This window comes from Mesorhizobium sp. BE184 (genome assembly GCF_031457045.1).
Classification (GTDB): domain Bacteria; phylum Pseudomonadota; class Alphaproteobacteria; order Rhizobiales; family Rhizobiaceae; genus Mesorhizobium.
Map to the genome: position 1 here is coordinate 46,257 of NZ_JAVDVU010000004.1, position 24,161 is coordinate 70,417.

Sequence of the window (24,161 nt, forward strand, 5' to 3'; positions counted from 1 at the left end):
TCAATTTCCCTTCTTGCTGCCGTGGGCGAGTTCGGTGCGCTGTTGCAGGTCGCGCAGGGTGGTCAGTTCAAGCTCGGTCGGGGCAGGGGTTTCATCCACCTTGTCGGCGAATCGGACCGGCCAGCCGCAGGTTTCCTGCACCATCTGGCGGGTGACGCCGCGATGCATGGAGACCACGGTGAACTCCTTCGTTTCCGGGTCCGGTTTCCAGACGGCAAGATCGGTGATGAGCAGGGTCGGTCCCTTGGTGGTGAGACCGAGCCGCTGCCGGTGGTCGCCGCCATCGCCGTGGCCGAAGGATGTGTAGAAGTCGAGCTTGTCCACGAAGCCGCGTGGAGCCTGCTTCATGGTGAGGAAGATTTCGCCGCAGGAGGTGGCAATCTCGGGGGCGCCGCCGCCGCCGGGCAGCCGCACCTTCGGCTTGTGGTAGTCGCCGATGACGGTGGTGTTGAGATTACCGAAGCGGTCGAGCTGGGCCGCGCCGAGGAAACCGATCGATATGCGCCCGCCCTGCAGCCAGTAGCGGAACATCTCCGGCACCGGAACCGTGGTCAATGCCGTCTCGCACAGTTCGCCGTCGCCGATGGAGAGTGGCAGCACTTCCGGGGCGGTGCCGATGGTGCCGCTTTCATAGATCAGCGTGATGTCCGGCGCGTGAGTGAGACGCGCGACGTTGCAGGCGGCCGACGGCGCGCCGATGCCGACGAAGCAGACATCGTCGTTGGACAGCGCGCGCGAGGCGGCGATCGTCATCATCTCGTTGGGCGTGAAATCGGAAACGGTCATGGCTTAAAGTCCTTCCACGCGCGCTGCGAACACTTCCGGCCCGACATCGAGCACGTTTTTCTGCATCCATTCGGTGAACAGCGCCCGGTCGGCGGAGACCTTGTCCCAGTCGAGATAGGCGGCGTTGTCGCGGGCATAGTAGCCGTGGGTGTAGGAGGGATGCGCGCCGCCCGGCACATGGACGACGGACGTCACCGCCCAATGCGGCAGCACGCAAAGATTGGGGTGCAGGTCGTTGAAATCATCGACGATTTCCTCGACGGTCACCACCGCGCGCCTGGCCGCCAGCACCACTTCCTTCTGCACGCCGACGATGCCCTCGATCAGGATGTCGCCGCGCCGGCTCGCCTTCTGGGCATGGATGAAGGCGACATCGGGCCGATGCGCCGGGATGGCCGCCAACTTCTCGCCCGTGAACGGGCAGATGATGCTTTTGATGTCCGGGTTGACCTTGGGCAGGTCCGAGCCGACATAGCCCCGGAAAATGGCGCAGGGCAGGCCGGCGGCGCCGGCCGCATAGGCATTGGCCATGGCGGAATGGCTGTGCTCCAGTATCTCGATGGACCGCGGCCAGCTGTTTTCGATGGCGTCGCGCATCCGCCGCAGCAGGCCGACGCCCGGGTTGCCGGCGAAGGAAAACACCACCTTTTTGGCCAGGCCCATGCCGATCATCTGGTCGTAGATGATGTCCGGCGTCATGCGGATCAGGGTCAAATCCTTGCGGCCCTGGCGGATCGCCTCATGCGCCGCCGCATGCGGAATGAGATGGGTGAACCCCTCGAAGGCAACGGTATCGCCGTCGCGGAGGTTTTCGGCAACGGCCTCGCGGAGGCTCTGGAACTTGGCCATGGTCTGCTTTCGGTTCTCTCTTGTTGTGGTCAGACGTCGAAGAAGATCGTTTCCCCGTCGCCCTGCAGGTGAATGTCGAACGTGTAGATGGCGGCGTCGTCTACCTCGCCGCGCGAGGCGATGAGCGTCGCGGCGCGCGCCTTCGACCCGATGCCCGAGAGCACCGGGCATTCGCCGTTGGCGGCGTCCTCGTCGGCGAAATACATCCGGGTATGGAGGCCGAGATTGATGCCGCGCGCGACGATCCAGAAGGAGATGTGGGGTGCCATCAGGCGGCCATCCCGATAGGGGACGCGGCCGGGCTTGATCGTCTCGAAGCGGTATTCGCCGGTCGTGCCGTCTGTCGCCTGGCGGCCCCAGCCGGTGAAATGCGGATCGGCCTCACCGCGCTTTTCCAGCGGGCTGTTGTACAGGCCGTTCGCGTCGGCCTGCCAGATCTCGATCAGCGCATCCTTCAACGGCACGCCGCTGCCGTCGAAGATGCGCCCACTGACAATGATGCGCTCGCCGGCCGTTTCGGCGTCGACCATGGTGCGGCCAAGGTCCTTGGGGTATACGCCTTCGATGTCGCACCAGTTGGGCGTCAGGCCGATATGCACGTAGGGCCCGGCGGTCTGCGACGGCGTTTCCTTCAGCGTATTGGGCCTTGTCATCAGTTGCCCTCCAGACGATTCTCGAACAGGGTCGAGTGGCGACCGCGCAGCACGATGTCAAAGCGGTAGGCCAGCGCATCCATCGGCAGCGTGTTGTCGCGGTCGAGCGCGGCGACGAGCTGTTCGATGGCGGCGCGGTCGGGAATGGCCGAGACGATCGGGCATTGCCAGATCATCGGGTCGCCCTCGAAGTACATCTGGGTGACCAGCCGTTGCGCGAAGGCATATCCGAACACCGAGAAATGGATGTGGGCCGGACGCCAGTCGTTGGGGCCGTTGGGCCAGGGATAGGCGCCGGGCTTGATGGTGCGGAAACGGTAGCCGCCGTCGGCGCCGGTGACGGTGCGGCCGCAGCCGCCGAAATTGGGGTCGAGCGCGGCGACATAGCCTTCGTTGCGGTGCCGGTAGCGTCCGCCGGCATTGGCTTGCCAGAACTCCAGCAGGACGTTGGGGACGGGGCGTGCGTCCTCGTCCAGCACGCGGCCATAGACAATGATACGCTGCCCGATCGCATCGCCGGTTTGAGCGTAATTGCGGATCAGGTCGTTATCGAGCGGGCCGATCAGGTCGTGGCCGAAGCGGGGTCCGGTCATTTCGGACAATGTCGTGTCGAGCGACAGCAGCCGCTGGTTCGGGGAACGCAGCACCGAGGATTTGTACTGCGGCGTCAGCGCCGGCGGGTGCCAGCTCCTGTCGCGCGGCGTAAAGGTCGGTTGGTCGGACATATCGTTTCCTTGTTCGGACGGGTGTACCCCGCCTCTCATTCCTTCGGTGCGGACTGCATGTCCGCATAGGTCTTCTTGGCGATCTTGAAGGCGTGGTTGGCCGCCGGAACGCCGGCGTAGACGGCCACATGCATCAAAAGCTCACGCACATCCTCCATCGTCGCGCCGGTGTTACGGGTGGCGCGAATATGCATGGCGAGTTCCTCATCCTGGCCGAGCGCCGCCAGCAGAGCGAGGGTGACGATGGACCGTTCGCGGGCGGAGAAATGCGGCCGTGACCACACCGAGCCCCAGGCGCCTTCGGTGATGAAGGTCTGGAAATCGCGGTCGAGGTCGCCGATGGCGGCGCTGGCGCGATCGACATGGGCGTCGCCCAGCACCTTGCGGCGAACCTTCATGCCGGTCCGGTAGCGGTCGCTCTCTTCAGCCATGCGACGATCCTTCGAGATGTTCCCGGACAAGGTTCGCCAGGACTTCCGGCTGCTCCACGCAGGGGATGTGGCCGGCGTCCTTGATGAGGGCGAAGCGCGAGCCGGGGATGAGCCTGGACGTGGCCTGCACGAGGTCCGGCGGCGTCGAGCCGTCCTGATCGCCCGCCACGCACAGGACCGGCGTAGCGATCCTGGCGGCGTCGGCCCGCAAATCCGTGTCGCGCACCGTGGCGCAGGTTGCGGCATAGCCGTCCGCCGGCATCCGCACCAGCATGTTGCGCCAGCCGGCGAACTCGTTGGCGCGGCGCTGGCGGAAGTCCGCCGTGAACCAGAGTTCGAGAATGGACTCCGCCACGGAGTCGATGCCGCCGCGTTCGACCGCGCCGATCCGGTTGGCCCAGCTTTCCGGCGTGCCGATGCGGGCGGCGGTGCCGCAGAGAACCATTGCCGCGACGCGTTCCGGCGCGCGCACGGCAAGACGCTGCGCCACCATGCCGCCAACGGAGAGGCCAACGATCGCGGCGCTGGCGATGCCGAAATGGTCGAGCAGCGCCAGCAAGTCGTCGGCATGGTCGTCGATCGTGTAAGGCCCAGGCGGTGCGTCCGACAGGCCATGGCCGCGCTTGTCGTAGAGCAGGATGCGGTAGCGGCCGGCGAGCCGGGCAGCCACCTCTTCCCAGATGCGGAAATCGCTGCCCAGCGAGTTGGAGAAGACCAGCGCCGGTCCGTCAGCCGCGCCGAGCAGGCGGGTGTGGAGCACGATGCCGTTGGCGCGTATGAATTGCGTTTTGGCCATCAATGCAGCTCACCTACGCCGATATAGCGCTCGACCAGCGTGGGATCGGCGCGCAATGTTTCGGCCCTGCCTTGCCAGGCGATGGTTCCGCGCTCGAGAATGAGAACGGTCTGCGCAAACTCCAGCGCGCTTTCCAGCCGCTGCTCGACCAGCAGGATCGTCATCTCGCCGCCGGCGGCCAGCTGCGTGAATGCCGCCATCAGCTCCTCGCAGATCACCGGCGCCAGCCCTTCCAGCGGCTCGTCGAGCAGCAGGACCGAGGGACGGCCGAGAATGGTGCGGGCGACCGACAGCATCTGCTGTTCGCCGCCTGAAAGCTGCCAGCCGAGATTGCGGCGGCGCTCCCTGAGCCTCGGAAACATTTTGTAGGCTTCGGCGATAGCGCTGCGCGGCCTGTCCTTGATGCCGACGAGGAGGTTCTCCTCGACGGTCAGCGACCTGAAAATGTCGCGCGTCTGCGGCACCAGCCCGAGACCGCGCCGCGCGCGTTCGGAACTGCGCAATGCGGCGACATCGTCGCCTTCGAGCAGGATGGCGCCGCCATAGCGCCGGTTCATGCCCATGAGGCTTGCCAGCAGCGTCGTCTTGCCCATGCCGTTGCGACCCAGCACCGCCATGCGCGAACCCGGTGGCACGGCGAAGGACACGTCCTCCAGAACGACCGTCGGCCCGTAGCCGGCGCTCAGCCCCTTCACCTCAAGCGACGCGGCGGGCATCGGCATAGCTCCCCAGATAGGCTTCGCGCACCCTGGCGTCGGCGGCGACGGCCGAAGGCAGGCCTTCGAAAATGATCTCGCCGGCCGCCAGCACGACGACGCGGCGGGCGAAGCGGAAGACCAAATCCATGTCGTGCTCGATCATCAGCACGGCGAGATCTTCCGGCAGGCGCGCCAGCGCCTGTTCGATGCGCGGCGTGTCGGCTGAAGGCACGCCGGCGGCGGGCTCGTCGAGCAGAAGCACATTGGGTTTAAGCGCCAGCGCAATGGCGATTTCGAGCAGCCGCTGCTGGCCGTAGGCGATTTCGCTGACGGGGCGGCGGGCCACTTCGCTCAGTCCGAGTACGGTCAGCACATCCTCGACTTCGTCGGACACGGTCGGGTTGCCGAGGAAGCGCGCCAGGATTGCGGTGGCCTTTCCCTCGCGCTGCAGGATGGCGAGCGTGACATGCTCTTCCGGGGTCATCTCCGGGAACAGGCGCGTCACCTGAAAGGTCCGCACCAGCCCCTTGCGGACGCGCCGGACCGAGCCAAGCTGGGTAACGTCTTCGCTGCCCAGATGAACACGGCCGGCATCCGGCTTGAGCAGTCCGGTCACCAGATTGACGAAGGTCGTCTTGCCGGCGCCGTTCGGTCCGATCAGGGCCAGCCGCTCGCCGGGCTTCATGGCAAGCGTGATGTTGTTGCTGACGGCAAGGCCACCGAAGGATTTGACGAGGCCCTCGACGCGAAAGAGATCGCTCATGGCTTGCCTCTCTCGCGGCGACCGAGGCCGGGCACCTTGTCCAGAAGGCTGGCGAGCCCGCCCGGCGCCACCAGCACGACGGCGACGAGCAAGGCCCCCACCATGGTCAGCCAGTGGAACGGGTTGTAGGCCGAGACGGTGTGTTCGAAGCCCATGAAGATGACCGCTCCGATGAGCGCGCCATAAAGCGAGCCGAGCCCGCCCAGCACGAGCATGACAAGCGCGTTGGCGGATAGTTCGAAACTGATGCTGTCCAGCCCGACAACCTGCGTGGAGATGGCCGCGAGCGCGCCGCCGACGCCGGCCACGGCTCCGGAGATGACGAACATCTTCAACATGACCGGAAAGACCGATGCGCCCATGGCCTTCACCCGCACCGGGTCCTGGCGGATGCCTCGGCACAGCACGCCGAAAGGCGAGGAGACGACAAAGCGAAGCAGCGCGAAGACGACGACAAGCAGCACCAGCCCGAACAGATAGGCGGTGCGTCCCCACAGGTCGAATTCGAAGACCCCGAACAGGGGACTGACCGAGAGGCCGGCGAGACCGTCGCTGCCGCCGGTGTAGCTCGAGAATTTGTTGGCCGCCTCGTGGCCGAGCTGGACGATGGCGATGGAGAGCACCAGCTGCGCCAGTCCGTGGGCGCGCAGCATGATCGCGCCCATCACCAGACCGGCCGCGGCCCCGGCGATAGCCCCGACCAGCACCAGCGTCAGCGGTTCGGTGACGCCGCCATGAACGCAGGCGAAGCCCGCCGCATAGGCGCCGGCGCCGAACATGGTCGCCTGGCCGAGCGATGCGACGCCGCAATAGCCGGTGACGAGATCGAGCGACAGCACCAGCAGCGCGACCGCGATGATGCGGGTCAGCAAAGCGAGATTGTCGGGAAACAGGAAATAGCCCGCCGCGCCGGCGAGAATAATGGCGGCGAAGCCTGCAAGATCGCGCAAGGGATGGCGTTTGCCGAACGGGGCGGCAACGGTGGCGGGCAGGGGGGCGGATTGTGTCATTGCGCCCTCCCGAAAAAGCCGCGCGGAAATGCACTGACGATGGCGATCACCGCCGCATAGAAGAAGAAATTGCCGAACTCCGGCATCAGGTAGCGGCCTACCGTGTCGATGGCGCCGAGAGCCAGACAGGCGACGACCGTACCAAGGATGGAGCCGGCGCCGCCCACCGTCACGACGACCAGGAACAGCACCATGTAGCGCAGCGCGTAGTAAGGCTCCACCGGCAGGAATTCAGCGCCGATCACGCCGCCGAAAGCTGCGAGGCCGACGGCTATGGCGAAGGCGACCGCGTAGATGGTCGGCGTGCGGACGCCGAGTGCATCGGTCATGGCGGCGTTGTCGACCGTGGCGCGCAGCTTGATGCCGAAGGCGGTGCGCTCGATGAGGAACCACAGCGCCGCTGCGACTGCGATGCCGCAGGCGATGACGAAGATGCGGTGCCCGGCCAGCGTGCGGAAACCGATGTCGACCGGCTGCGCCAGCACCGAGGGCAGCGGGATGGTCTTCAGCGTCGGACCGAAGAAGTAATTGGTGATGCCGATGACGCAGAAGGTGATGCCGATGGTCAGGAGGACCTGCAGAAGCTCGGGTTTTCCATAGATGCGGCGGTACAGGAACCGCTCCAGCGGGGCACAGAGCAGGATGGTGCCGGCAACGGCCAGCACGATCGCAGGCGCATAGCCCCAGCCAAGGTCACGCGCCACATAGGAGGCGATGTAACCGCCGATCATGGCGAAGGCGCCGTGGGCGAGGTTCACCACCCGCATCAGCCCCATCGTCATCGACAGGCCGATCGAGATGATGAACAGCACCATGCCGTAGGCAAAGGCGTCGGTCGCGACACTGAGGATCGTCTGCATGACTAGGTGAAATCCCTGGGTTGGAGTATGCGGCCCCCCGACCGCATACTCCGTCCGTTACCGGCTACTTGGCAGCCAGCCCCGGATCCTTCTGGTTCTCGAAGGTCTGTATTTCCTTGTTGATGTAGGTACCGTCGGCCTGCTTGGTCACTTCGCGCAGGTAGATGTTTTCGGTGATATGACGGGTGTCGGCATCGATGGAGACCGGGCCGCGCGGGCTCGTCCATGACAGGCCCTTGACCGCATCGACGGCTTTTGCCGCGTCCTGCTTGCCTTCGGTCGCCTCGATCATCTTGTAGATGACATGCATGCCGTCGAAGGCGCCAACCGATGGGAAGGAAAGCTCGGCCGGATTGCCGATGGCTTTGCTTGCGGCTTCGACGAAGGTCTTGTTCTCAGGCGAGTCGTGCGAGACCGCGTAATGGAAGGTCGTCAACATGCCGGCCGCCGCGTCGCCCAGCGCCGGAAGGTCGGATTCCTGCGTCAGGTCGCCAGGCGCGAACAATTTGGTGCCGGCTTTCTTCAGGCCGGTCTCGTTGAAGGCCTTGACGAAACCCAGCGTCGTCGGTCCGGAGGGCAGGAAAGCAAACACCGCCTCGGCGCCGGAATCCTTGACGCGCTGCATGATCGGGCTGAAATCATTGGTGTTCATCGGCATGCGGATCGCATCGACGACCTGGCCGCCGGCTGCCTCGAAGGCCTTCTTGAAGGCGCCCTCGGCGTCGATGCCCGGACCGTAATCGCTGACGACGGAGATGACCTTCTTCACGCCGTTGTCGATGACGACCTTGCCAAGCGGCGTCGTGGTCTGCGCCGTGGTGAAGGAGGTGCGCACCACCAGCGGCGAGGTCTTCATGATGGCCGAAGTGGCGGCGTTGAAGATGACGAGCGGCGTATTCGCCTGCTCGAGCAGCGGCGTGATGGCCATGGCGTCCGGCGTGAAATAGACGCCGCCGAGATACTGGACCTTGTCCTTGACGACCAGTTCCTGCGCCAGGGCGCGGGCCTGTGCGGGGTTGGCGGCCGGCAGGTCGCGGTAGATCACCTCGACATCGTTGCCCTTCACCGTCTTGCCGTTGAGGGCCATGTAGGCCTCGACGCCGGCCTGGAAATTCTTGCCCTGTAGGGCGAACGGACCCGAAAACGGGCCGATGATGCCGACCTTCACGGTATCGGCAGCGGCAGCGCCGGATCCCAGTAGCAGCGCGCCGAGCGCGGCGCCGAGCAGCTTCCTTACATTCATTGTCGTTACCTCCCACAGGCTGCCACCAGAGCGGCAACTGGATTGTCCGTTCTTCCCCATTTCGGCTGCCGAAATGTTCGTATTGTGAACATTGATAGCCAATACGAACATGTTGTACTATGGTGACCTGTCGAGTCAAGCGCCGGAGTGGGGCTTGGCGGCTTGGAGCGTGCCGAATGAGCAGTCAAATTCCTGCATCGCCGGAACGGGCGGGAGAGGATCGGGATTTCGTCGGCAGTCTTGAAAAGGGACTGGCGGTGATCGAGGCCTTCGACGCCGACCGTTCGCGGCTGACGCTGACGGATGTTGCCAAGCTCACCGGGACGACGCGGGCAGGCGCGCGGCGCTACCTGCGCACGCTGGTCAAGCTTGGCTACGCCGAGTTTGACGGCCGCTTCTTCAGCCTGACGCCCCGCATCCTGCGGCTGGGCTATGCCTATCTCGCTTCGGCCCCGATGCCCGCGCGGCTGCAACCCTTCCTGGAAAAGATATCGGAGGAAACGGGGGAATCGAGTTCGGCGGCGATGCTGGACGGCGATGAGATCATCTATATCGCCCGTTCCGCGACCCGGCGTATCATGTCGGTAGGGCTCGGCGTCGGAACGCGGCTGCCTGCCTACTGCACCTCGCTCGGCCGCGCCATTCTCGCCTACCAGCCGCAGGCCGACATAGAAGCTTATCTTGAACGGGTTCATCTCGATGCCCGAACGCGTTTCACCATCACCGGCAAGCAAGAATTGCTGGCGGCGCTGCGCGAGGTCCACGAACAGGGCTACGCGGCCATCAACGAGGAGCTGGAAATCGGCCTGCGCTCCATCGCTGTCCCGGTCCAGCAGGAGAATGGATCCGTGCGGATCGCCATCAATGTCGGCACCCAGGCGGCGCGTTTCGAAGCAACCGAAATGGTGGAGCGCTTCCTGCCGGTGCTAAAGGCGGCGAGCCAGGCGATCCGCTACACTTTGTAGGGGTTTCGGGTCTCGAACGGAAACTGCCGCTCCGGTTCGGTCGGAACGATACCGCGCCCCACGCATTTTCGCCCTCATAAGCCAATATGAGGGATACAATGAAAATCGCGCATGTCGCGCCGCTCTACGAATCCGTACCGCCGCGGATGTATGGCGGCACCGAACGCATCGTTTCCTATCTGACCGAAGCCCTTGTCGACCTCGGCCATGACGTGACGCTGTTTGCCAGCGGCGACACCGAGACATCGGCCAAGCTGGTGGCGTGCCGTGAGCGCGCCCTGCGGCTCGACCCGCAGCCGCTGAAGTCGGAGATAGCGGCGCATCTTTCGATGCTCGACGAGGTGCGGCAGCGGGCCGCCGATTTCGATGTCGTCCATTTCCATCTCAGCCATTTCCTGCATTTCCCGTTCTTCGAGCAGATGGCCGGCAAGACCGTCACGACGCCGCACGGACGGCTCGACTATGCCGACCTCGCTTCAGCCTATGCGCGCTTTCCGCGCTTCCCGATGATCTCGATTTCGCGAAGCCAGAAGGCGCGGCTGCCCGACGCCAACTGGGTTGGCACGGTCCTCCATGGTTTGCCTGCCGGCTTGTACCAGCCGGAATTCAGCCAGCCGGGGCAGGGCGGTTACCTGGCCTTCCTCGGACGGTTCTCGCGCGACAAGCGCCCCGACCGCGCCATCGAGATGGCCAGGCGAACCGGGCTGAAGCTCAAGCTCGCCGCGAAGATCGGCGATGCGGACAAGGCTTATTTTCACGAGGTGGTCGAACCGCTGCTCGACGGTGAAAACGTCGAATATGTCGGCGAGATCGCGGAAGGCGAAAAGGCGGCGTTCCTTGGCAATGCAGCCGGTTTGCTGTTTCCCATCGACTGGCCCGAACCGTTCGGGCTGGTGATGATCGAAGCCATGGCCTTCGGCACGCCGGTGATCGGTTGGAATTGCGGGGCGGTTCCGGAAGTCATCGACAACGGCGTGACCGGTTTCGTCGTCGACAGTGTCGATGAGGCGGTCGCGCGGGTGCCCGACATGCTGCAACTTGACCGGCGGGCGGTTCGCTCGACTTTCGAAGCGCGGTTCTCGGCGCAACGCATGGCTCGAGACTATCTCGCCGCCTACGCCCGGATGCTGGGTGGAACCCCCGAGGTTCAGGCTTCCTAGCCGGCCACTGCCATCACAAGGAGACACCGTTGAACATTGTCCCCCTCGATGAGCGCACACTCGATCCGGCGGTCGCGCTGGCGTCGCTCGACGATACGGCGCCGCGCGAACCGCATCGCCTCTTTGCGCTCAAGCATGGCGACTGTTTCGCGGTCGCCGACGCCTATGGCGATATCCGCGGCGCGGGCGACGGTTTCTTCCGCGACGATACGCGCGTGCTGTCCGAGTACCGATTGAGCATCGGCGGGCGCGCCACTTCATTGCTCGGCGCGTCGCTCAGCCGGGACAATGTGCTGTTCACCGCCAATCTGACGAACCTGCCGATCAAGAGCCTTGGCGGCCGCGATATCCCGCAAGGGGCGATCCACATCGAACGGGTGCGGCTGTTGTGGGAGGACAGGCTCTATGAGCGCATCACGTTGTCCAATTACAGTCAGGTGCATTCGACGGTGCTGGTGTCGCTCCAGTTCGCCGCCGATTTCCGCGACATGTTCGAGGTGCGCGGCTCGACGCGTGCCAAGCGCGGCGTCGTCCAGGCAGTCGAGACGGACGACCATTCAGCCGTCCTGCGCTATCAGGGGTTGGACGAGCTGGTGCGGACCTCGGTGCTTTCCTTCTCGCAGGCGCCGGACGAGATGCTGTCCGACCGCGCCGATTTCCATATCGCCATAACCAAGCGCAGCAGCCGGACGCTCTATATCGAAGTGGGAGCGGAAGTCGCCGACCGGCCGGACCGCGAACGCTTTCGCGCGGCCAATGCCCGCGCGCGCTTCGCCATGCGGGCAAAGCGCCGGCACGGCGCGACGCTGCACAGTTCCGGCCGGGTGTTCAACGACTGGATCGAACGGGCGCGGGCCGACGTGGCGCTGTTGACCACCGAACTGGAGACGGGGCCCTATCCCTATGCCGGAATACCGTGGTTCTCCACGGCGTTCGGCCGCGACGGCGTCATTTCTGCCCTGCAGATGCTGTGGCTGAATCCCGGTCTGGCGCGCGGCGTGCTCTCATTCCTGGCGCAGCATCAGGCGACCGAGACTTCCCCGTTCAGCGACGCCGAGCCTGGCAAGATCATGCATGAGACGCGCAAGGGCGAGATGGTGGCTTTGGCCGAGCTTCCCTTCGGCCGCTATTACGGCGGCGTCGACACGACGCCGCTCTACATCCATCTCGCCTGCGCCTATGCCGACCGCACCGGAGACATGGCTTTCATAGACGGGTTGTGGGGTTCGCTTTGCGCGGCGGCGCAGTGGATCGAGGAGACCAGCCGGGCCACGGGATTCGTGACCTACCAGCGGGCGGCGGATTCAGGTCTCTCCAATCAGGGCTGGAAGGACAGTTCCGATTCCGTCTTTCATGCCGACGGGCGCATCCCCAAGGGGCCGATCGCGCTGGTCGAGGTTCAGGGCTATGTGTTCGCGGCTTTCAGCGGGCTGGCGAAGTTGGCGAAGCGGCGCGGCGATGACGAGCGCGCCAGGCACTGGGAGCGTTTGGCCGAAGCCATGCGGCAGCGCGTCGAAGACAGGTTCTGGCGCGAGGAGCTTGGCACTTACGCCCTTGCCATAGACGGCGAGGACAAGCCGTGCGACGTGCGCACCTCGAATGCCGGCCATCTTCTCTATGTCGGGCTCGCCGCGCCGGAACGCGCGAAGCTGGTGGCCGATCAGCTGCTGTCGGCGTCGTTCCAGTCCGGCTGGGGTATCCGGACGCTCGCGGACGATGCCATCTTCTTCAATCCGATGTCCTATCACAACGGCTCGATCTGGCCGCATGACACTTCCATCTGCACCGCCGGCCTTGCGCGCTATGGAGCGCACGACCATGTCGTGCGCCTGACCAGCGCGATGTTCGAGGCGGCGGTCCATTTCAACATGCGCCTGCCCGAGCTGTTCTGCGGCTTCACCCGTTCGCCCGGCGAGGCGCCGATCGCCTATCCGGTCGCCTGCCTGCCGCAGGCATGGTCGGCGGGCGCCGCCTTCATGCTGTTGCAGGGTTGCCTCGGCCTGGAGATAGACGGCTGGAAAGGCAAAATCAGCGTCAGGCGCCCCGGCCTTCCGATCGGCATCGACAAGCTGACAATACGGCACCTTCAGGTGGGAACGGTGACGGTGGATATAACCTTCCAGCGGATTGGCGACAGGGTCGTCGCCTATCTGGCCGACGAACATGAAGGCCTGGCGCCCTTGAGCGTGCTCAGCTAAAAAAGCCGGAACCGATCCCACGCTTGTGCGTTGCACAAATCCGGACCGGATGAATTCCGCGCCCGATTTCGAGAAAAAACGAGGTGAACAGCCGCTTTGACGGCTGAGGAGCATTTTTCTTCCATGACAAGCGGCAGCTTGGACGTCCTGAATTCCCTTCCCGCCATTTGGCTCCTGATCCTGGCAAGCCTGATCCTTTCAGTTGTTGCGGTTGCGGTCTCCCTCATGCGGTCGCGAAAACATGCGCCTGTGAGCCCGCCCACCGATCTTTCGGAAACCGCCCGGAAACTGTTGCGGGAATTCGAGAAGAACGGACAATCCGCCAATGCCAGCATGGTCAACTGGACGTCGGGAACGCTGAAGAAAATCCTCACGGACGAAATGCCGGGCGCGCAGGTCATCGTCGTCTCCAACCGTGAGCCCTACATCCACAATCTGGACGACAATGACGAGGTGGAGCTTGTCGTTCCGGCGAGCGGGCTGGTCTCGGCGCTGGAGCCGATCACGCGAGCCTGCGGCGGCACCTGGATCGCCTATGGCGGCGGATCGGCAGACCGCCAGACCGTGGACGAAAATGATCGCGTTGCCGTTCCCCCCGATGATCCTTCCTACACGCTGCGGCGTGTCTGGTTGAGCGATGAGGAGCATCAAGGCTACTATCTCGGCTTCGCCAATGAAGGGCTGTGGCCGCTTTGCCATATCGCGTTCACCCGGCCCGCGTTTCGGGCGTCCGACTGGGAGACCTACGAGGCCGTCAACCGCAAGTTTGCCGACACCGTGGTGGCGGAAGCGACTAACGACCGGCCAATCGTCCTGGTGCAGGACTATCATTTCGCGCTTCTGCCGCGCATGATCCGCGAACGCCTGCCAGGCGCGATCATCATCACGTTCTGGCACATTCCGTGGCCGAATTCCGAAGTGTTCAGCATCTGCCCGTGGCGGGAGAAGATCCTCGACGGGCTGCTCGGCAGTTCCATCATCGGGTTCCACACGCAGTTTCACTGCAACAATTTCATCGAAAGCGTCGACCGGTTTCTGGAAACCCGGATCGAGCGCGAGGATTCATCCATTTCCTACGGCGGCGAGACCAGCCTTGTTCACGCTTACCCGATTTCGATCGAGTGGCCGTCTGCCCTGCTCGAGACGATGCCCGGCGTGGCCGAATGTCGGTCCGAGATACGCCGTAAACATGGTCTGTCCGACGAGGTGAAGCTCTGCGTCGGCGTCGAGCGGCTGGACTATACCAAGGGCATCGTCGACAGGTTCCAGGCCATCGAAGAGTTGTTCATAAACCATCCGGAGTGGATCGGACGGGTGACGTTCCTGCAGATCGCCGCGCCAAGCCGGGGGGCGCTTCCGGCCTACCGGCAACTCTACGAGGAATGCCACAGCTACGCGGATGAGCTGAATCGACGCTTCGGCCGCGACGGTTATAAGCCTGTGCTGATGGTGGCGGAGCATCATACCCAGCGTCAGGTCTATGAAATCTACCGCGCAGCCGACGTCTGCCTCGTCACCAGTCTCCACGACGGCATGAATCTGGTGGCGAAGGAGTTTGTCGCGGCGCGCGACGACGAGCAAGGCGTGCTCCTGCTGTCGACGTTCGCCGGTGCTTCGAAGGAGCTTCTGGAAGCGCTGATCGTCAATCCCTACGATGCCGCCTCAACCAGCGATTCCCTGCTGCAGGCGTTGACCATGTCTGAACAGGAACAGTCCAACCGCATGCGGCGCATGCGCGAAATCGTGCGCGACAACAATGTCTATCGCTGGGCCGGTTCGATGCTGCTCGACGCGGCACGGCTGCGCAAGCGCGCCGTCCCCGATGACGCGTCCGACCATGACCCGCCCGTCGAAGGCAATGTCGTGCGCATTTTCGACCGCAAGGGAGTCGCTGCCTTATGAATGATATGTTTCGCAAAACCGCGCCGGATGTGACCGACGAAAAGTGGGCGCTGTTCCTAGATATAGACGGCACCCTGCTGGAACATGCCGATCATCCTGATGCCGTGGTGGTCAGTGCCGAACTGCGGGATCTCCTGGTGGCGCTGGAACGCAAGCTCGACGGCGCGCTGGCCTTCATCACCGGTCGCTCCATCGCCGCGGCCGATACCTTGTTCGAGCCTTTGCGGCTGCGCGCCGCGGGCCTCTACGGGCTCGAGCACCGGATGGAGGCGAATGGCCCGGTCGAAGCGGCCGGCACGCCGGCCGACATGACCGCGCTCGCCGACGAGATCGAAAGCGAGCTTTCCAGGGACAAGGTCTATGTCGAGCGCAAAGGGCCGATCCTGGCAATCCATACACGCGCCGCGCCGCATCTTCTGGCGCGGGCGACCGAAATGGTCGAGCAGGCGCTCGCCCGTCTTCCCGCAGGCTATCGCGTGCTACCCGGCAATGCCGGCGTCGAACTGATGCCGCTCGAGGCCGCCAAGAGCGCGGCCATCCGCCGCTTCATGGAAACGCCAGATTTCCAAGGCCGGCGTGCGGTCTTCCTCGGTGACGACACCGCCGACGAAAACGGCTTCACCGCGATAAATGAAGCCGGCGGCATGTCGATACGGATCAAGCCCAACGGGGCGACCGAGGCGTCTTATACGCTGGCGAATGTGGGCGAGGCGATAGTCTGGCTGAACCGTCAACTTGACGCATAAAGAACGGGAGCGAACGATGTTCGGAAAATTGTTGAACGAATTGTCGCCCCAGTGGTTGAAGCGGCCCCGGCGGAGCCGGTGGGGGCATACTGGCGCGACGCATACGCCCGCGCCCGAGGAGGCCGACGCACTCTGGCGGGTGCAGGACGAGAAGGGCCTATACGGTTCCGGGACGCAAGACTATGCGATTGAATCGGAGACCGGTTCAGCGACTGAAAAGCGCCTCGACACTGGAGGGGCGCACTAAGCCACGGGCGTCCACAAAATATCGTCCAGTTTCTGCGCGCCGGCGGCGAGCATGACAAGCCGGTCGAAGCCAAGTGCGACGCCGCTGGTTTCCGGCATGATGGCCAGAGCCCGCAGGAAATCCTCGTCGATCGGATAGCGCTCGCCGTAAATGCGCTGCTTCTCCTCCATGTCGGCCTCGAAGCGCCGCCGCTGCTCGACCGGGTCGGTCAGTTCGCCGAAGGCGTTCGCCAGTTCCACGCCGCAGCAGTAAAGCTCGAAGCGTTCGGCCACGCGCGGATCGCGCGGGCTGGGGCGGGCGAGCGCCGCTTCAGAAACCGGATATTCGTAGAGGATGGTGGCGCGGCCGGCGCCCAGAACCGGCTCGATCTTTTCGACCATCACGCGGCTGAACAGGTCGGTCCAACTGTCGTCGGGAGCGGTGCGCAGGCCGGTCTCGACAAGCGCGGCGTGGAGAGCGTCGCGGTCGGTCGTTCCGTCGGCTGCGACGGTGGCGAGCAGGTCGATATCGGCATAACGGAGGAAGGCATCCGCCACCGTCAGGCGCTCCGGCTCGGCAAACGGGTCGGCTTCGCGGCCTCGAAAAGTGAAGCGCCTCGCGCCGGCTTTCTCCGCCGCCAGCGTAAGCAGCGCGGCGCAATCGTCCATCAGCCGGTCGTATGTTTCACCGACCCTGTACCATTCCAGCATCCGGAATTCGGGATGATGCAGCGGACCCCGCTCGCGGTTGCGATAGACGGCGCCGAAGGAGAAAATCCGCTGTTCGCCCGCCGCGATCAGCTTCTTGCAGGCGAATTCCGGTGAGGTGTGCAGATAGAGCGGCTTCCGCTCGCCGTCCGGCAGGATCGCTTCGGTGGCGAAAGCGGACAGATGCGTCTCGTTGCCCGGCGAAATCTGCAACGCCGCTGCCTCCACCTCGACGAAATCGCGGCGGTCGAACCATTCGCGCGTCGCCGCCGTGATCCTATTGCGCAGCAGGAGGCGCGGCCGGCGGTCGGCATGAACATGCGGGGTCCACCAGGGTGAGGCTTCAGTCATATGGATCACTTTGCTTAGGCGACTGGCGGTTGCGTGAAAGATGAGATAGAGCGCTTCCAAACCGTTTTGCAATCGAGAGCCGCAACGCTCGCTTCAGGAATCAGCCCGTGAAAGTCATCGCCAGTTCCCTCCGCAAAGGCAACGTCGTCGAGAAGGACGGCAAGCTCTACGTGATCCTGTTCGCCGAGAACATCCATCCCGGAAAGGGCACTCCGGTCACGCAACTGGACATGCGCCGTATCTCCGACGGGGTGAAGGTATCGGAACGCTACCGCACAACCGAGCAGGTCGAGCGCGCCCATGTCGAGGACCGCGAGCACACCTTCCTCTACAGCGACGGCGAGGGGTTCCACTTCATGAACCCGGAAAGCTACGACCAGATCGCTGTTTCCACCGATGTGGTCGGCGACCAGGCGCCCTATCTGCAAGAGGGGATGTCGGTTTCGCTGTCGGTCTATGAAGGCGTCGGCATCGCACTGGTGCTGCCGCAGCGCGCCACGTTCGAAGTGGTCGATACCGAGCCGGTCACCAAGGGGCAGACAGCCTCTTCTTCCTACAAGCCGGCGCTGCTTTCAAACGGCGTCAAGTCGGCGGTGCCGCCGCACATCACCGTGGGCACGCGCGTCGTCGTCATGACCGCAGATGGCTCCTATGTCGAGCGCGCCAAGGACTGATCGGCGCAGGCTTTTTTCCGAGACCAAAAATAATTATTGCCAATTTCCCTCAACGGACTTGGCTAACGCCTCCGCCTTGCATAAGTTTTCGTGTCAGCGAACGCCGAAAGCGACGCTGCACGGTCCGTGCGGAGGAGATATCGGACGATGAACCATGAACCAGCCGGTATTCCATACCGGTGCGCTCATACCGTTTCTGCGTGGACCGCGAAGGGATGAACCCTGACGCGACGCCCGCTTCGGTCAGCTCCGGCAGCCCGGTTCTGCAGGCCATCGGCCTGTCGAAGTCGTTCGGCCCGGTGGAGGTTCTGAAGGATATTGCGCTTGGCGTGAACGCCGGTGAAGTCCACGCCATCATCGGCGAGAACGGCGCCGGCAAGTCGACCTTGATGAAGGTGCTTTCGGGGCATCTGCAGCCGACACGCGGCGAACTGCGGATCGACGGCGAGCCCGTGCATTTTTCCGGACCTGTGGACGCCGAGCGCCGCGGCATCGTGCTCGTCCACCAGGAAATCCTGCTCGCGCCCGATTTGACGGTAGCGCAGAACATCTATCTCGGGCGCGAGCTTCGCAAGGGTCTGGTCGTCGACGACCGCGCCATGAACGAGGGCGCGCGGCAGGCGGTTCGCGATCTCGGCGGCGACATCGCTCCCGATGTTGTCGTCGGCAGGCTCTCCATTGCCCAGCGCCAGCTGGTGCAGATAGCCAGGGTGCTGCTGGTTCCGCACCGCGTCGTCATCTTCGACGAGCCAACGGCATCGCTGACGCCGGTCGAAACCGACGCGTTGCTGAAGGTCATCGCCGATATCCGCGCCAAGGGCACTGGCGTGCTCTACATTTCCCATCGCCTGCAGGAGGTGAAGGAGATCGCCGACAAGGTCACTGTCCTGCGCGACGGCAAGCTGGTGGCGACGCGGCCCGCCAGTGAACTCGAGCCGGTCGATATGGCCCGGCTGATGGTCGGACGCGATGTCGCCAAGCTCTATCCCGACCGCGAAGCGGTGGCGGCACGCGAAACCGTGCTGGAGGTCGATGATTTTTCCGTCCCCGGCTACGCGCAGCACGCCTCCTTCCAGCTCAAGAAGGGCGAAATCCTCGGCTTTGCCGGGCTGGTCGGGGCAGGGCGCACCGAACTGATGGAGGGCATCGTCGGTTTGCGACCGGGGCGCGGCGCCTTGCGACTGGCCGGCAAGCCGGTGCATTTCTCCGATGTCCATGCCAGCCTTAAGGCCGGCATCGCCTACATCAGCGAAGACCGCAAAGGCAAAGGCCTTCTGCTGGCGAAGGATCTGCGCGAGAATCTCACACTGGCCTCGCTCGGCAAGTTCGTGCGGGGGCTGCAGGTCGATCGGGCGCGCGAGCGCGCGGCGCTGGATCAGGCCATCAGCGAGTTCGATATCCGCACCGGGCGCAAGGATCTGCTGGCCGGGCAGCTTTCCGGCGGCAACCAGCAAAAGCTCCTGCTGGCCAAGATGATGATGCTCGATCCCGGGATCGTCATCATCGACGAGCCGACGCGCGGCATCGACATCGGCACGAAGGAGCAGATATACAAATTCATCGCCAAGCTGGCGCAGGAGGGACGCTCCACCATCGTCGTGTCCTCCGAAATGCCGGAACTCATCGGCATCTGCGACCGCATCATCGTCATGCGCGGGGGGCGGATCGTCGGCGAGGTGGCGGGCGAACACATGACCGAAGATGAAATCGTGGTGCTGGCGACCGGCGTAAAGACCGGCGAAGCGGCTTGAACATGCGATCTGGGGAGGAATGATGGCCGACACGGCAGCAGCAAGTCCGAAGGTCCGCCGGTCGTGGAAAGACGTCGATCTGAGAGCGGTCGCGCCGTTCGTGGCGCTGGCGCTGCTTTTGATCCTTGGCGCCTTCGCCAATCCCAATTTCATCAGCGTCGACAATCTGCTCAACGTCATTACCCGCAGCGCGTTCATCGCCATCATCGCGGTCGGCGCAACCTTCGTCATCTCGGCGGGCGGGCTGGACCTTTCGGTCGGCTCGATGGTGGCGTTTGTCGCCAGCCTGACGATCCTGTTCATGAACAGCGGCGCCCTGACCGACCCGATGATGACGCTGGTCGCCGCCATGGTGCTGGCGCTCGCCATCGGCGCGGCCTGCGGTCTCGCCAACGGGCTGATCACCACGGTCGGGCGCATAGAACCGTTTATCGCCACGCTTGGCACGATGGGCATCTATCGCGGCCTGACGACGTGGCTGTCGCAGGGCGGGGCGATCACGCTGCGCTCGCCAGACGTGCAGTCGCTTTATCGACCGGTCTATTTCGGCGAGATTTTCGGTGTGCCGTTCCCCATCATCGCCATTTTCATAACAGGGGCGCTGGCGGCCTTCGTGCTATACCGCACGCGCTACGGGCGACACGTTCTGGCGGTGGGCTCCAACGAGGACGTTGCCCGCTATTCCGGCATTCCCGTCAACCGCGTCCGCACCATCACTTATGTCATCCAGGGGCTTTGCGTCGCGGTCGCGTGCCTGCTCTACATACCAAGGTTGGGCTCGACATCGGCCACGACAGGGCTGATGTGGGAGTTGCAGGCCATTACAGCCGTCGTTGTCGGCGGTACGGCGCTGCGCGGCGGCGTCGGCCGGATATGGGGCACCATCTGCGGCGCTTTCATTCTGGAGATTGTCGGCAACATCATGCTGCTGTCGAACTTCGTCAGCGAATATCTGATCGGCGCCATACAAGGCGCGATCATCATCATCGCGATGCTGGTGCAACGTTCACTGGTGCGAAAATCATAGAGGCCGGTAATTTCCGGGTCGCCCGGCTTCACGTCAGTCAGACCCAACCACTGGGAGGAATTAAATGCGCAAGGCAATATTGGGTTTAACCGCTGTCGCGATGGCGGCGCTGATGGGCGTGGCAAGCGCTCAGGACAAGAAAGTAACGATCGGCGTTTCCATTCCGGCCGCCGACCATGGCTGGACCGCGGGCGTCGTCTATCACGCCGAGCGCGTGGCCAAGCTGCTCATGGCGGAGCATCCGGGCCTCAATGTCATCGTCAAGACCTCGCCGGATGCCGCCAGCCAGGCGAATGCGGTGCAGGATCTGGCGACGCAGGGCATCGACGCCCTCGTCATCCTTCCTTCCGATCCGGACCCGCTGGTCAACGCGATCAAGGAAGTCAAGGGCAAGGGCAAGTTCGTCGCGCTGGTCGACCGTGCGCCAAGCACCAATGACGACAGCGTCCGCGACATCTATATCGCCGGCAACAATCCGGCGCTTGGCGAAGTCGCCGGCAAGTACATCAAGGAAAATACGCCGGACGCGCAGGTCGTCGTCATCCGTGGCCTGCCGATCCCGATCGACCAGCAGCGCCAGGACGGCTTCGACAAGGGCATCGAAGGCTCGAACGTCAAGATTCTCGACCGCCAGTTCGGCAACTGGAACCGCGACGACGCCTTCAAGGTCATGCAGGACTATTTGACCAAATATCCGAAGATCGACGTGGTCTGGTGCCAGGACGACGACATGGCCGTCGGCGTGCTGCAGGCCATCGAGCAGGCCAAGCGCACCGACATCCAGTATGTCGTCGCCGGCGCCGGCTCGAAGGACATGGTCAAGAAGGTCATGGACGGCGACAAGCTGATCCCGGTGGACGTTCTCTATCCGCCGGCAATGATCGGCACCGCCATGCAGCTCACTGCCTCCAATTTCTATGATCAGGTTCCGGTTAGTGGCACCTATATCCTGGACGCCACGCTGGTGACCAAGGAAAACGCCGAGAGCTTCTATTTCCCGGATTCGCCGTTCTGATCCGGCTTTGAGTCGACACGGAAAGGGGCGCTCAGGCGCCCCTTTCTTTTTGCGGCTTCGAAAGCGCGGCGGTGGGCGGCGCCCGGACGCGGTCCCTTTTCATGATCCTTGCAATTGTCTGAAGAATAGGGTCAACAGCGGCTAGTCGAGCTGTCGCAGGGAGAGTTGGATTGAGCGGAAATGTTGCGGTCGCAGCTGTCGACTGGGGCACGACGCGCCTGCGCGTCTGGCTGCTCGATCGATCGGGCGCGCCGCTGGCCGAAAGGCGCGGCGACGATGGCCTGATCACGGCGCAGAAGGCAGGCTTTTCCAATGTACTGGAAGGCCATCTCGCGCAGTTGCAGGCGCCGGGCGACCTGCCGGTGGTCATTTGCGGCATGGCCGGGTCCCGGCAAGGCTGGATCGAAGCGCCCTATGTCGACGTGCCTTCCTCCATCAAGGCGATCCTGAAAGGCGCGGCCCGCATCCCGGGCGAGAGCCGGGATATCCGCATCGTGCCCGGCCTGGCGCAGCGCCTGGCCGACCGGCCGGACGTCATGCGCGGCGAGGAAACGCAGCTTGCCGGGGCGGGCCTCCCGGCCACAGGGACGCACACCGTCTGCATGCCGGGCACCCATTCCAAATGGGTGTCGGTGAGGGAAGGCACTGTGGCGGGTTTCGGCACATGGCCGACCGGTGAACTTTATTCGGTGCTTGCCGAACATTCGATCCTGCGCCATTCGCTCGGCGAAAAGCCGGCGAGCGTTGCCGCCGACGATCCCGTGTTCCGTAAATCCTGCGAGATCGCGCTCTCGGAGGGCGGCGACATCCTTTCCCGGCTGTTTGGCATCCGCGCCGGCGGCCTGCTGCACGGGCTTGGGGCTGCCGATGCCGCTGCCACCCTGTCGGGGCTGCTGATCGGCGCCGAAATCGCTTCGGCGCGGCAGCGTTATAGGATCGAGGGACGCGAGGTCACGCTTGTCGCCTCCGGTCCGCTCGGCGTTCTCTACGGCGCGGCACTGGGCCTTGCCGGCATTGCCATCAATCCCGTCGATGCCGACGATGCCGTGCGCGCCGGCCTGTTCGAAGCGGCGCGTCAGAATGGAATGATCGCAGGAGCGAGCGCATGACCAAGACAGCCGAATTCCCCAAGTTGCGGCGCGGGCTCGTCGCCATTTTGCGCGGCTTGACGCCGGACGAGGCTGTCGCCATGGCGCACGCCATCCACGCTGCCGGCATCGAGGCCATCGAGGTGCCGCTGAATTCGCCGGAGCCGTTCGTTTCCATCGGCCGGATCGTCGAGGCGCTGCCAGCCAGTGCCCTGATCGGCGCCGGCACGGTGCTGACGGCCGCCGACGTCGACAATCTGGCCAAGGCCGGCGGTCGCCTGCTCGTCAGCCCGAACATCGATGCCGAGGTGATGACGCAGGCCGCCAAGCATGGGCTTGTGACGATGCCCGGCGTCTTCACACCCAGCGAAGCCTTCCAGGCCATACGGCTCGGCGCTTCGGCGCTGAAATTCTTCCCGGCCAGCGTGCTGGGTCCCGCCGGCATCAACGCCATGCGCGCCGTGCTGCCGAAGGATGCGATCGTCGGCGCCGTCGGCGGCGTCTCCGAGCCTGATTTCGCCGGCTACAAGGCCGCCGGCGTTTCGGTGTTCGGTCTGGGCAGCAGCCTGTTCAAGCCAGGCATGACGGTGGCGCAGGTCAAGGCCCGCGCCGAGGCCGCCGTCGCAGCCTGGGATGCGGCATTCGGGGGAGCGGCATGAGCTATACAGTCTCCGTTCTTTCGCAGCAGGTTTGCCAGCTTGGCGAGGGGCCGAGCTATGATCCGGGCACCGATACGCTGTTCTGGTTCGATATCGTCAACAGCCGGATGCTTGCGCAGCGCGACGGCGGCGAGACGCAGGTTCATGACCTTGGCCTGATGGCCAGCGCCATCGCCATCATCGACGACAAGCGCCAGTTGATCGCCACCGAGACCGGACTGCACGTCCGCGACGTGGCGACCGGCAAGATGACGCTGCACACGGCGGTCGAGGCGGAGAACCTGGAAACCCGCTCGAACGATGCGCGCGTACACCCGAGCGGCGCGTTCTGGTTCAGCACTATGGCCAAGACCGAGGCCAAGGGCAGGGGGGCGATATACTGGTTCTTCAAAGGCGAGGTCCGTACGCTTTACGACCGGATCAGCATCCCGAACTCGATCTGTTTTACCGAAGACGGCCGGACAGCCTACTATACCGATACCGAGACGGCGCTTCTGATGCGCGTGGCGTGCGATGCGGAAAATGGCCTGCCGGTCGGCGAGCCGCAGGTGTTCGTCGACAATCGCAAAGGTGAAGTCGCCGGATATATCGACGGGTCCGTCGTGGACAGCGACGGCGTCGTCTGGAACGCTGCCTGGGGCGGCAATGCGGTCAACGCCTATTCGCCCGAGGGCAAGTTGCTGCGCTCGATCGCCATTCCAGCCCGCCAGGCCTCATGCCCGGCATTCTTCGGCAAGGATGCCAGCCGCCTCGCCGTCACGTCCGCCTGGAAAGGCATGAACGAGGCGGAGCGGGCCGCCGATCCGGATGGCGGCAAAACCTTCCTGGTCGATATGCCGTTCAACGGCCGGCTCGATCCCCGCGTCCTGATCGCCTGA

The 24,161-nt window shown here is 64.2% G+C and carries 24 protein-coding genes; 12 read left to right on the top strand and 12 right to left on the bottom strand.

What is annotated here, in order from left to right:
• The 11 genes from J2X35_RS18260 to J2X35_RS18310 all read right to left on the bottom strand — a co-directional run bounded on the left by J2X35_RS18260 (position 1) and on the right by J2X35_RS18310 (position 8,814).
• Positions 1-786: a CoA-transferase subunit beta gene (locus J2X35_RS18260; protein WP_310188839.1), complete on the bottom strand. Its 786-nt coding sequence runs from the start codon at positions 784-786 to the stop codon at positions 1-3.
• 3 nt (positions 787-789) lie between these two features.
• The gene (locus tag J2X35_RS18265) at positions 790-1,635 is read right to left on the bottom strand and encodes a CoA-transferase (protein WP_310188842.1); all 846 of its coding nucleotides are present in this window, start codon (positions 1,633-1,635) and stop codon (positions 790-792) included.
• A gap of 29 nt (positions 1,636-1,664) precedes the next feature.
• Positions 1,665-2,288 (bottom strand): protocatechuate 3,4-dioxygenase subunit alpha, encoded by a 624-nt coding sequence (gene pcaG, locus J2X35_RS18270; RefSeq protein WP_405023242.1) that lies wholly within the window; start codon positions 2,286-2,288, stop codon positions 1,665-1,667.
• Entirely contained in the window at positions 2,288-3,013 is a 726-nt protein-coding gene (gene pcaH, locus J2X35_RS18275) for a protocatechuate 3,4-dioxygenase subunit beta (protein WP_056110701.1), read from the bottom strand. Before pcaH ends, pcaG begins: the two co-directional genes overlap by 1 nt.
• 35 nt (positions 3,014-3,048) lie before the next feature.
• The gene (gene pcaC, locus J2X35_RS18280; protein ID WP_056110699.1) at positions 3,049-3,444 is read right to left on the bottom strand and encodes a 4-carboxymuconolactone decarboxylase; all 396 of its coding nucleotides are present in this window, start codon (positions 3,442-3,444) and stop codon (positions 3,049-3,051) included.
• Positions 3,437-4,240 carry a 3-oxoadipate enol-lactonase gene (gene pcaD / locus J2X35_RS18285; RefSeq protein ID WP_310188846.1) on the bottom strand — a complete coding sequence of 268 codons (804 nt, stop codon included), beginning with the start codon at positions 4,238-4,240 and terminating at the stop codon, positions 3,437-3,439. Before pcaD ends, pcaC begins: the two co-directional genes overlap by 8 nt.
• Entirely contained in the window at positions 4,240-4,956 is a 717-nt protein-coding gene (locus J2X35_RS18290) for an ABC transporter ATP-binding protein (RefSeq protein ID WP_310188849.1), read from the bottom strand. The genes pcaD and J2X35_RS18290 overlap by 1 nt, the downstream gene beginning before the upstream one ends.
• Positions 4,937-5,701: an ABC transporter ATP-binding protein gene (locus tag J2X35_RS18295; RefSeq protein WP_310188852.1), complete on the bottom strand. Its 765-nt coding sequence runs from the start codon at positions 5,699-5,701 to the stop codon at positions 4,937-4,939. The genes J2X35_RS18290 and J2X35_RS18295 overlap by 20 nt, the downstream gene beginning before the upstream one ends.
• Positions 5,698-6,711: a branched-chain amino acid ABC transporter permease gene (locus J2X35_RS18300; RefSeq protein ID WP_310188855.1), complete on the bottom strand. Its 1,014-nt coding sequence runs from the start codon at positions 6,709-6,711 to the stop codon at positions 5,698-5,700. Before J2X35_RS18300 ends, J2X35_RS18295 begins: the two co-directional genes overlap by 4 nt.
• A complete protein-coding gene (locus tag J2X35_RS18305) occupies positions 6,708-7,571 on the bottom strand; it encodes a branched-chain amino acid ABC transporter permease (protein ID WP_310188857.1) in 864 nt (287 codons plus the stop codon). The genes J2X35_RS18300 and J2X35_RS18305 overlap by 4 nt, the downstream gene beginning before the upstream one ends.
• A gap of 64 nt (positions 7,572-7,635) precedes the next feature.
• On the bottom strand, positions 7,636-8,814 hold the full coding sequence (locus J2X35_RS18310; protein ID WP_056110689.1) for an ABC transporter substrate-binding protein: 1,179 nt from the start codon (positions 8,812-8,814) through the stop codon (positions 7,636-7,638).
• A gap of 176 nt (positions 8,815-8,990) precedes the next feature.
• Here J2X35_RS18310 and J2X35_RS18315 point away from each other — a divergent pair, with 176 nt between their 5' ends.
• The 5 genes from J2X35_RS18315 to otsB all read left to right on the top strand — a co-directional run bounded on the left by J2X35_RS18315 (position 8,991) and on the right by otsB (position 15,785).
• Positions 8,991-9,779: an IclR family transcriptional regulator C-terminal domain-containing protein gene (locus J2X35_RS18315; RefSeq protein WP_056110687.1), complete on the top strand. Its 789-nt coding sequence runs from the start codon at positions 8,991-8,993 to the stop codon at positions 9,777-9,779.
• Positions 9,780-9,877: 98 nt separating this feature from the next.
• Complete coding sequence (locus tag J2X35_RS18320; protein WP_310188861.1) at positions 9,878-10,939, top strand: glycosyltransferase family 4 protein; 1,062 nt, start codon at positions 9,878-9,880, stop codon at positions 10,937-10,939.
• 29 nt (positions 10,940-10,968) lie between these two features.
• Positions 10,969-13,137: a glycogen debranching N-terminal domain-containing protein gene (locus tag J2X35_RS18325; protein ID WP_405023243.1), complete on the top strand. Its 2,169-nt coding sequence runs from the start codon at positions 10,969-10,971 to the stop codon at positions 13,135-13,137.
• 123 nt (positions 13,138-13,260) lie between these two features.
• Positions 13,261-15,039 carry a trehalose-6-phosphate synthase gene (locus J2X35_RS18330; protein WP_310188864.1) on the top strand — a complete coding sequence of 593 codons (1,779 nt, stop codon included), beginning with the start codon at positions 13,261-13,263 and terminating at the stop codon, positions 15,037-15,039.
• Positions 15,036-15,785: a trehalose-phosphatase gene (gene otsB, locus J2X35_RS18335; RefSeq protein WP_056110676.1), complete on the top strand. Its 750-nt coding sequence runs from the start codon at positions 15,036-15,038 to the stop codon at positions 15,783-15,785. The genes J2X35_RS18330 and otsB overlap by 4 nt, the downstream gene beginning before the upstream one ends.
• 243 nt (positions 15,786-16,028) lie before the next feature.
• Here the strand turns inward: otsB and epmA are convergent, their stop codons facing one another.
• Positions 16,029-17,069: an EF-P lysine aminoacylase EpmA gene (gene epmA / locus J2X35_RS18340; protein WP_310188867.1), complete on the bottom strand. Its 1,041-nt coding sequence runs from the start codon at positions 17,067-17,069 to the stop codon at positions 16,029-16,031.
• Between the two features lie 107 nt (positions 17,070-17,176).
• Here epmA and efp point away from each other — a divergent pair, with 107 nt between their 5' ends.
• The 7 genes from efp (at position 17,177) to J2X35_RS18375 (ending at position 24,161) form a co-directional block, all read left to right on the top strand.
• A complete protein-coding gene (gene efp / locus J2X35_RS18345) occupies positions 17,177-17,743 on the top strand; it encodes an elongation factor P (protein ID WP_056110672.1) in 567 nt (188 codons plus the stop codon).
• Between the two features lie 215 nt (positions 17,744-17,958).
• Positions 17,959-19,494 carry a sugar ABC transporter ATP-binding protein gene (locus J2X35_RS18350; RefSeq protein ID WP_056110670.1) on the top strand — a complete coding sequence of 512 codons (1,536 nt, stop codon included), beginning with the start codon at positions 17,959-17,961 and terminating at the stop codon, positions 19,492-19,494.
• Between the two features lie 22 nt (positions 19,495-19,516).
• Entirely contained in the window at positions 19,517-20,521 is a 1,005-nt protein-coding gene (locus tag J2X35_RS18355) for an ABC transporter permease (protein ID WP_310188870.1), read from the top strand.
• Between the two features lie 64 nt (positions 20,522-20,585).
• Positions 20,586-21,536 carry a substrate-binding domain-containing protein gene (locus J2X35_RS18360; RefSeq protein WP_056110668.1) on the top strand — a complete coding sequence of 317 codons (951 nt, stop codon included), beginning with the start codon at positions 20,586-20,588 and terminating at the stop codon, positions 21,534-21,536.
• A 170-nt stretch (positions 21,537-21,706) separates the two neighbouring features.
• Positions 21,707-22,645, top strand: coding sequence for a 2-dehydro-3-deoxygalactonokinase (locus J2X35_RS18365; RefSeq protein WP_310188872.1), 939 nt, complete (start codon positions 21,707-21,709; stop codon positions 22,643-22,645).
• Positions 22,642-23,283 carry a 2-dehydro-3-deoxy-6-phosphogalactonate aldolase gene (locus tag J2X35_RS18370; RefSeq protein ID WP_310188875.1) on the top strand — a complete coding sequence of 214 codons (642 nt, stop codon included), beginning with the start codon at positions 22,642-22,644 and terminating at the stop codon, positions 23,281-23,283. Before J2X35_RS18365 ends, J2X35_RS18370 begins: the two co-directional genes overlap by 4 nt.
• Positions 23,280-24,161, top strand: coding sequence for an SMP-30/gluconolactonase/LRE family protein (locus tag J2X35_RS18375; RefSeq protein ID WP_310188877.1), 882 nt, complete (start codon positions 23,280-23,282; stop codon positions 24,159-24,161). Before J2X35_RS18370 ends, J2X35_RS18375 begins: the two co-directional genes overlap by 4 nt.

Coding starts and splice junctions, on each gene's coding strand:
- J2X35_RS18260 (WP_310188839.1), bottom strand. CDS start 786: ATGACCGTTTCCGATTTCACGCCCAACGAGATGATGACGATCGCCGCC.
- J2X35_RS18265 (WP_310188842.1), bottom strand. CDS start 1,635: ATGGCCAAGTTCCAGAGCCTCCGCGAGGCCGTTGCCGAAAACCTCCGC.
- pcaG (WP_405023242.1), bottom strand. CDS start 2,288: ATGACAAGGCCCAATACGCTGAAGGAAACGCCGTCGCAGACCGCCGGG.
- pcaH (WP_056110701.1), bottom strand. CDS start 3,013: ATGTCCGACCAACCGACCTTTACGCCGCGCGACAGGAGCTGGCACCCG.
- pcaC (WP_056110699.1), bottom strand. CDS start 3,444: ATGGCTGAAGAGAGCGACCGCTACCGGACCGGCATGAAGGTTCGCCGC.
- pcaD (WP_310188846.1), bottom strand. CDS start 4,240: ATGGCCAAAACGCAATTCATACGCGCCAACGGCATCGTGCTCCACACC.
- J2X35_RS18290 (WP_310188849.1), bottom strand. CDS start 4,956: ATGCCCGCCGCGTCGCTTGAGGTGAAGGGGCTGAGCGCCGGCTACGGG.
- J2X35_RS18295 (WP_310188852.1), bottom strand. CDS start 5,701: ATGAGCGATCTCTTTCGCGTCGAGGGCCTCGTCAAATCCTTCGGTGGC.
- J2X35_RS18300 (WP_310188855.1), bottom strand. CDS start 6,711: ATGACACAATCCGCCCCCCTGCCCGCCACCGTTGCCGCCCCGTTCGGC.
- J2X35_RS18305 (WP_310188857.1), bottom strand. CDS start 7,571: ATGCAGACGATCCTCAGTGTCGCGACCGACGCCTTTGCCTACGGCATG.
- J2X35_RS18310 (WP_056110689.1), bottom strand. CDS start 8,814: ATGAATGTAAGGAAGCTGCTCGGCGCCGCGCTCGGCGCGCTGCTACTG.
- J2X35_RS18315 (WP_056110687.1), top strand. CDS start 8,991: ATGAGCAGTCAAATTCCTGCATCGCCGGAACGGGCGGGAGAGGATCGG.
- J2X35_RS18320 (WP_310188861.1), top strand. CDS start 9,878: ATGAAAATCGCGCATGTCGCGCCGCTCTACGAATCCGTACCGCCGCGG.
- J2X35_RS18330 (WP_310188864.1), top strand. CDS start 13,261: ATGACAAGCGGCAGCTTGGACGTCCTGAATTCCCTTCCCGCCATTTGG.
- otsB (WP_056110676.1), top strand. CDS start 15,036: ATGAATGATATGTTTCGCAAAACCGCGCCGGATGTGACCGACGAAAAG.
- epmA (WP_310188867.1), bottom strand. CDS start 17,069: ATGACTGAAGCCTCACCCTGGTGGACCCCGCATGTTCATGCCGACCGC.
- J2X35_RS18350 (WP_056110670.1), top strand. CDS start 17,959: ATGAACCCTGACGCGACGCCCGCTTCGGTCAGCTCCGGCAGCCCGGTT.
- J2X35_RS18355 (WP_310188870.1), top strand. CDS start 19,517: ATGGCCGACACGGCAGCAGCAAGTCCGAAGGTCCGCCGGTCGTGGAAA.
- J2X35_RS18360 (WP_056110668.1), top strand. CDS start 20,586: ATGCGCAAGGCAATATTGGGTTTAACCGCTGTCGCGATGGCGGCGCTG.
- J2X35_RS18370 (WP_310188875.1), top strand. CDS start 22,642: ATGACCAAGACAGCCGAATTCCCCAAGTTGCGGCGCGGGCTCGTCGCC.
- J2X35_RS18375 (WP_310188877.1), top strand. CDS start 23,280: ATGAGCTATACAGTCTCCGTTCTTTCGCAGCAGGTTTGCCAGCTTGGC.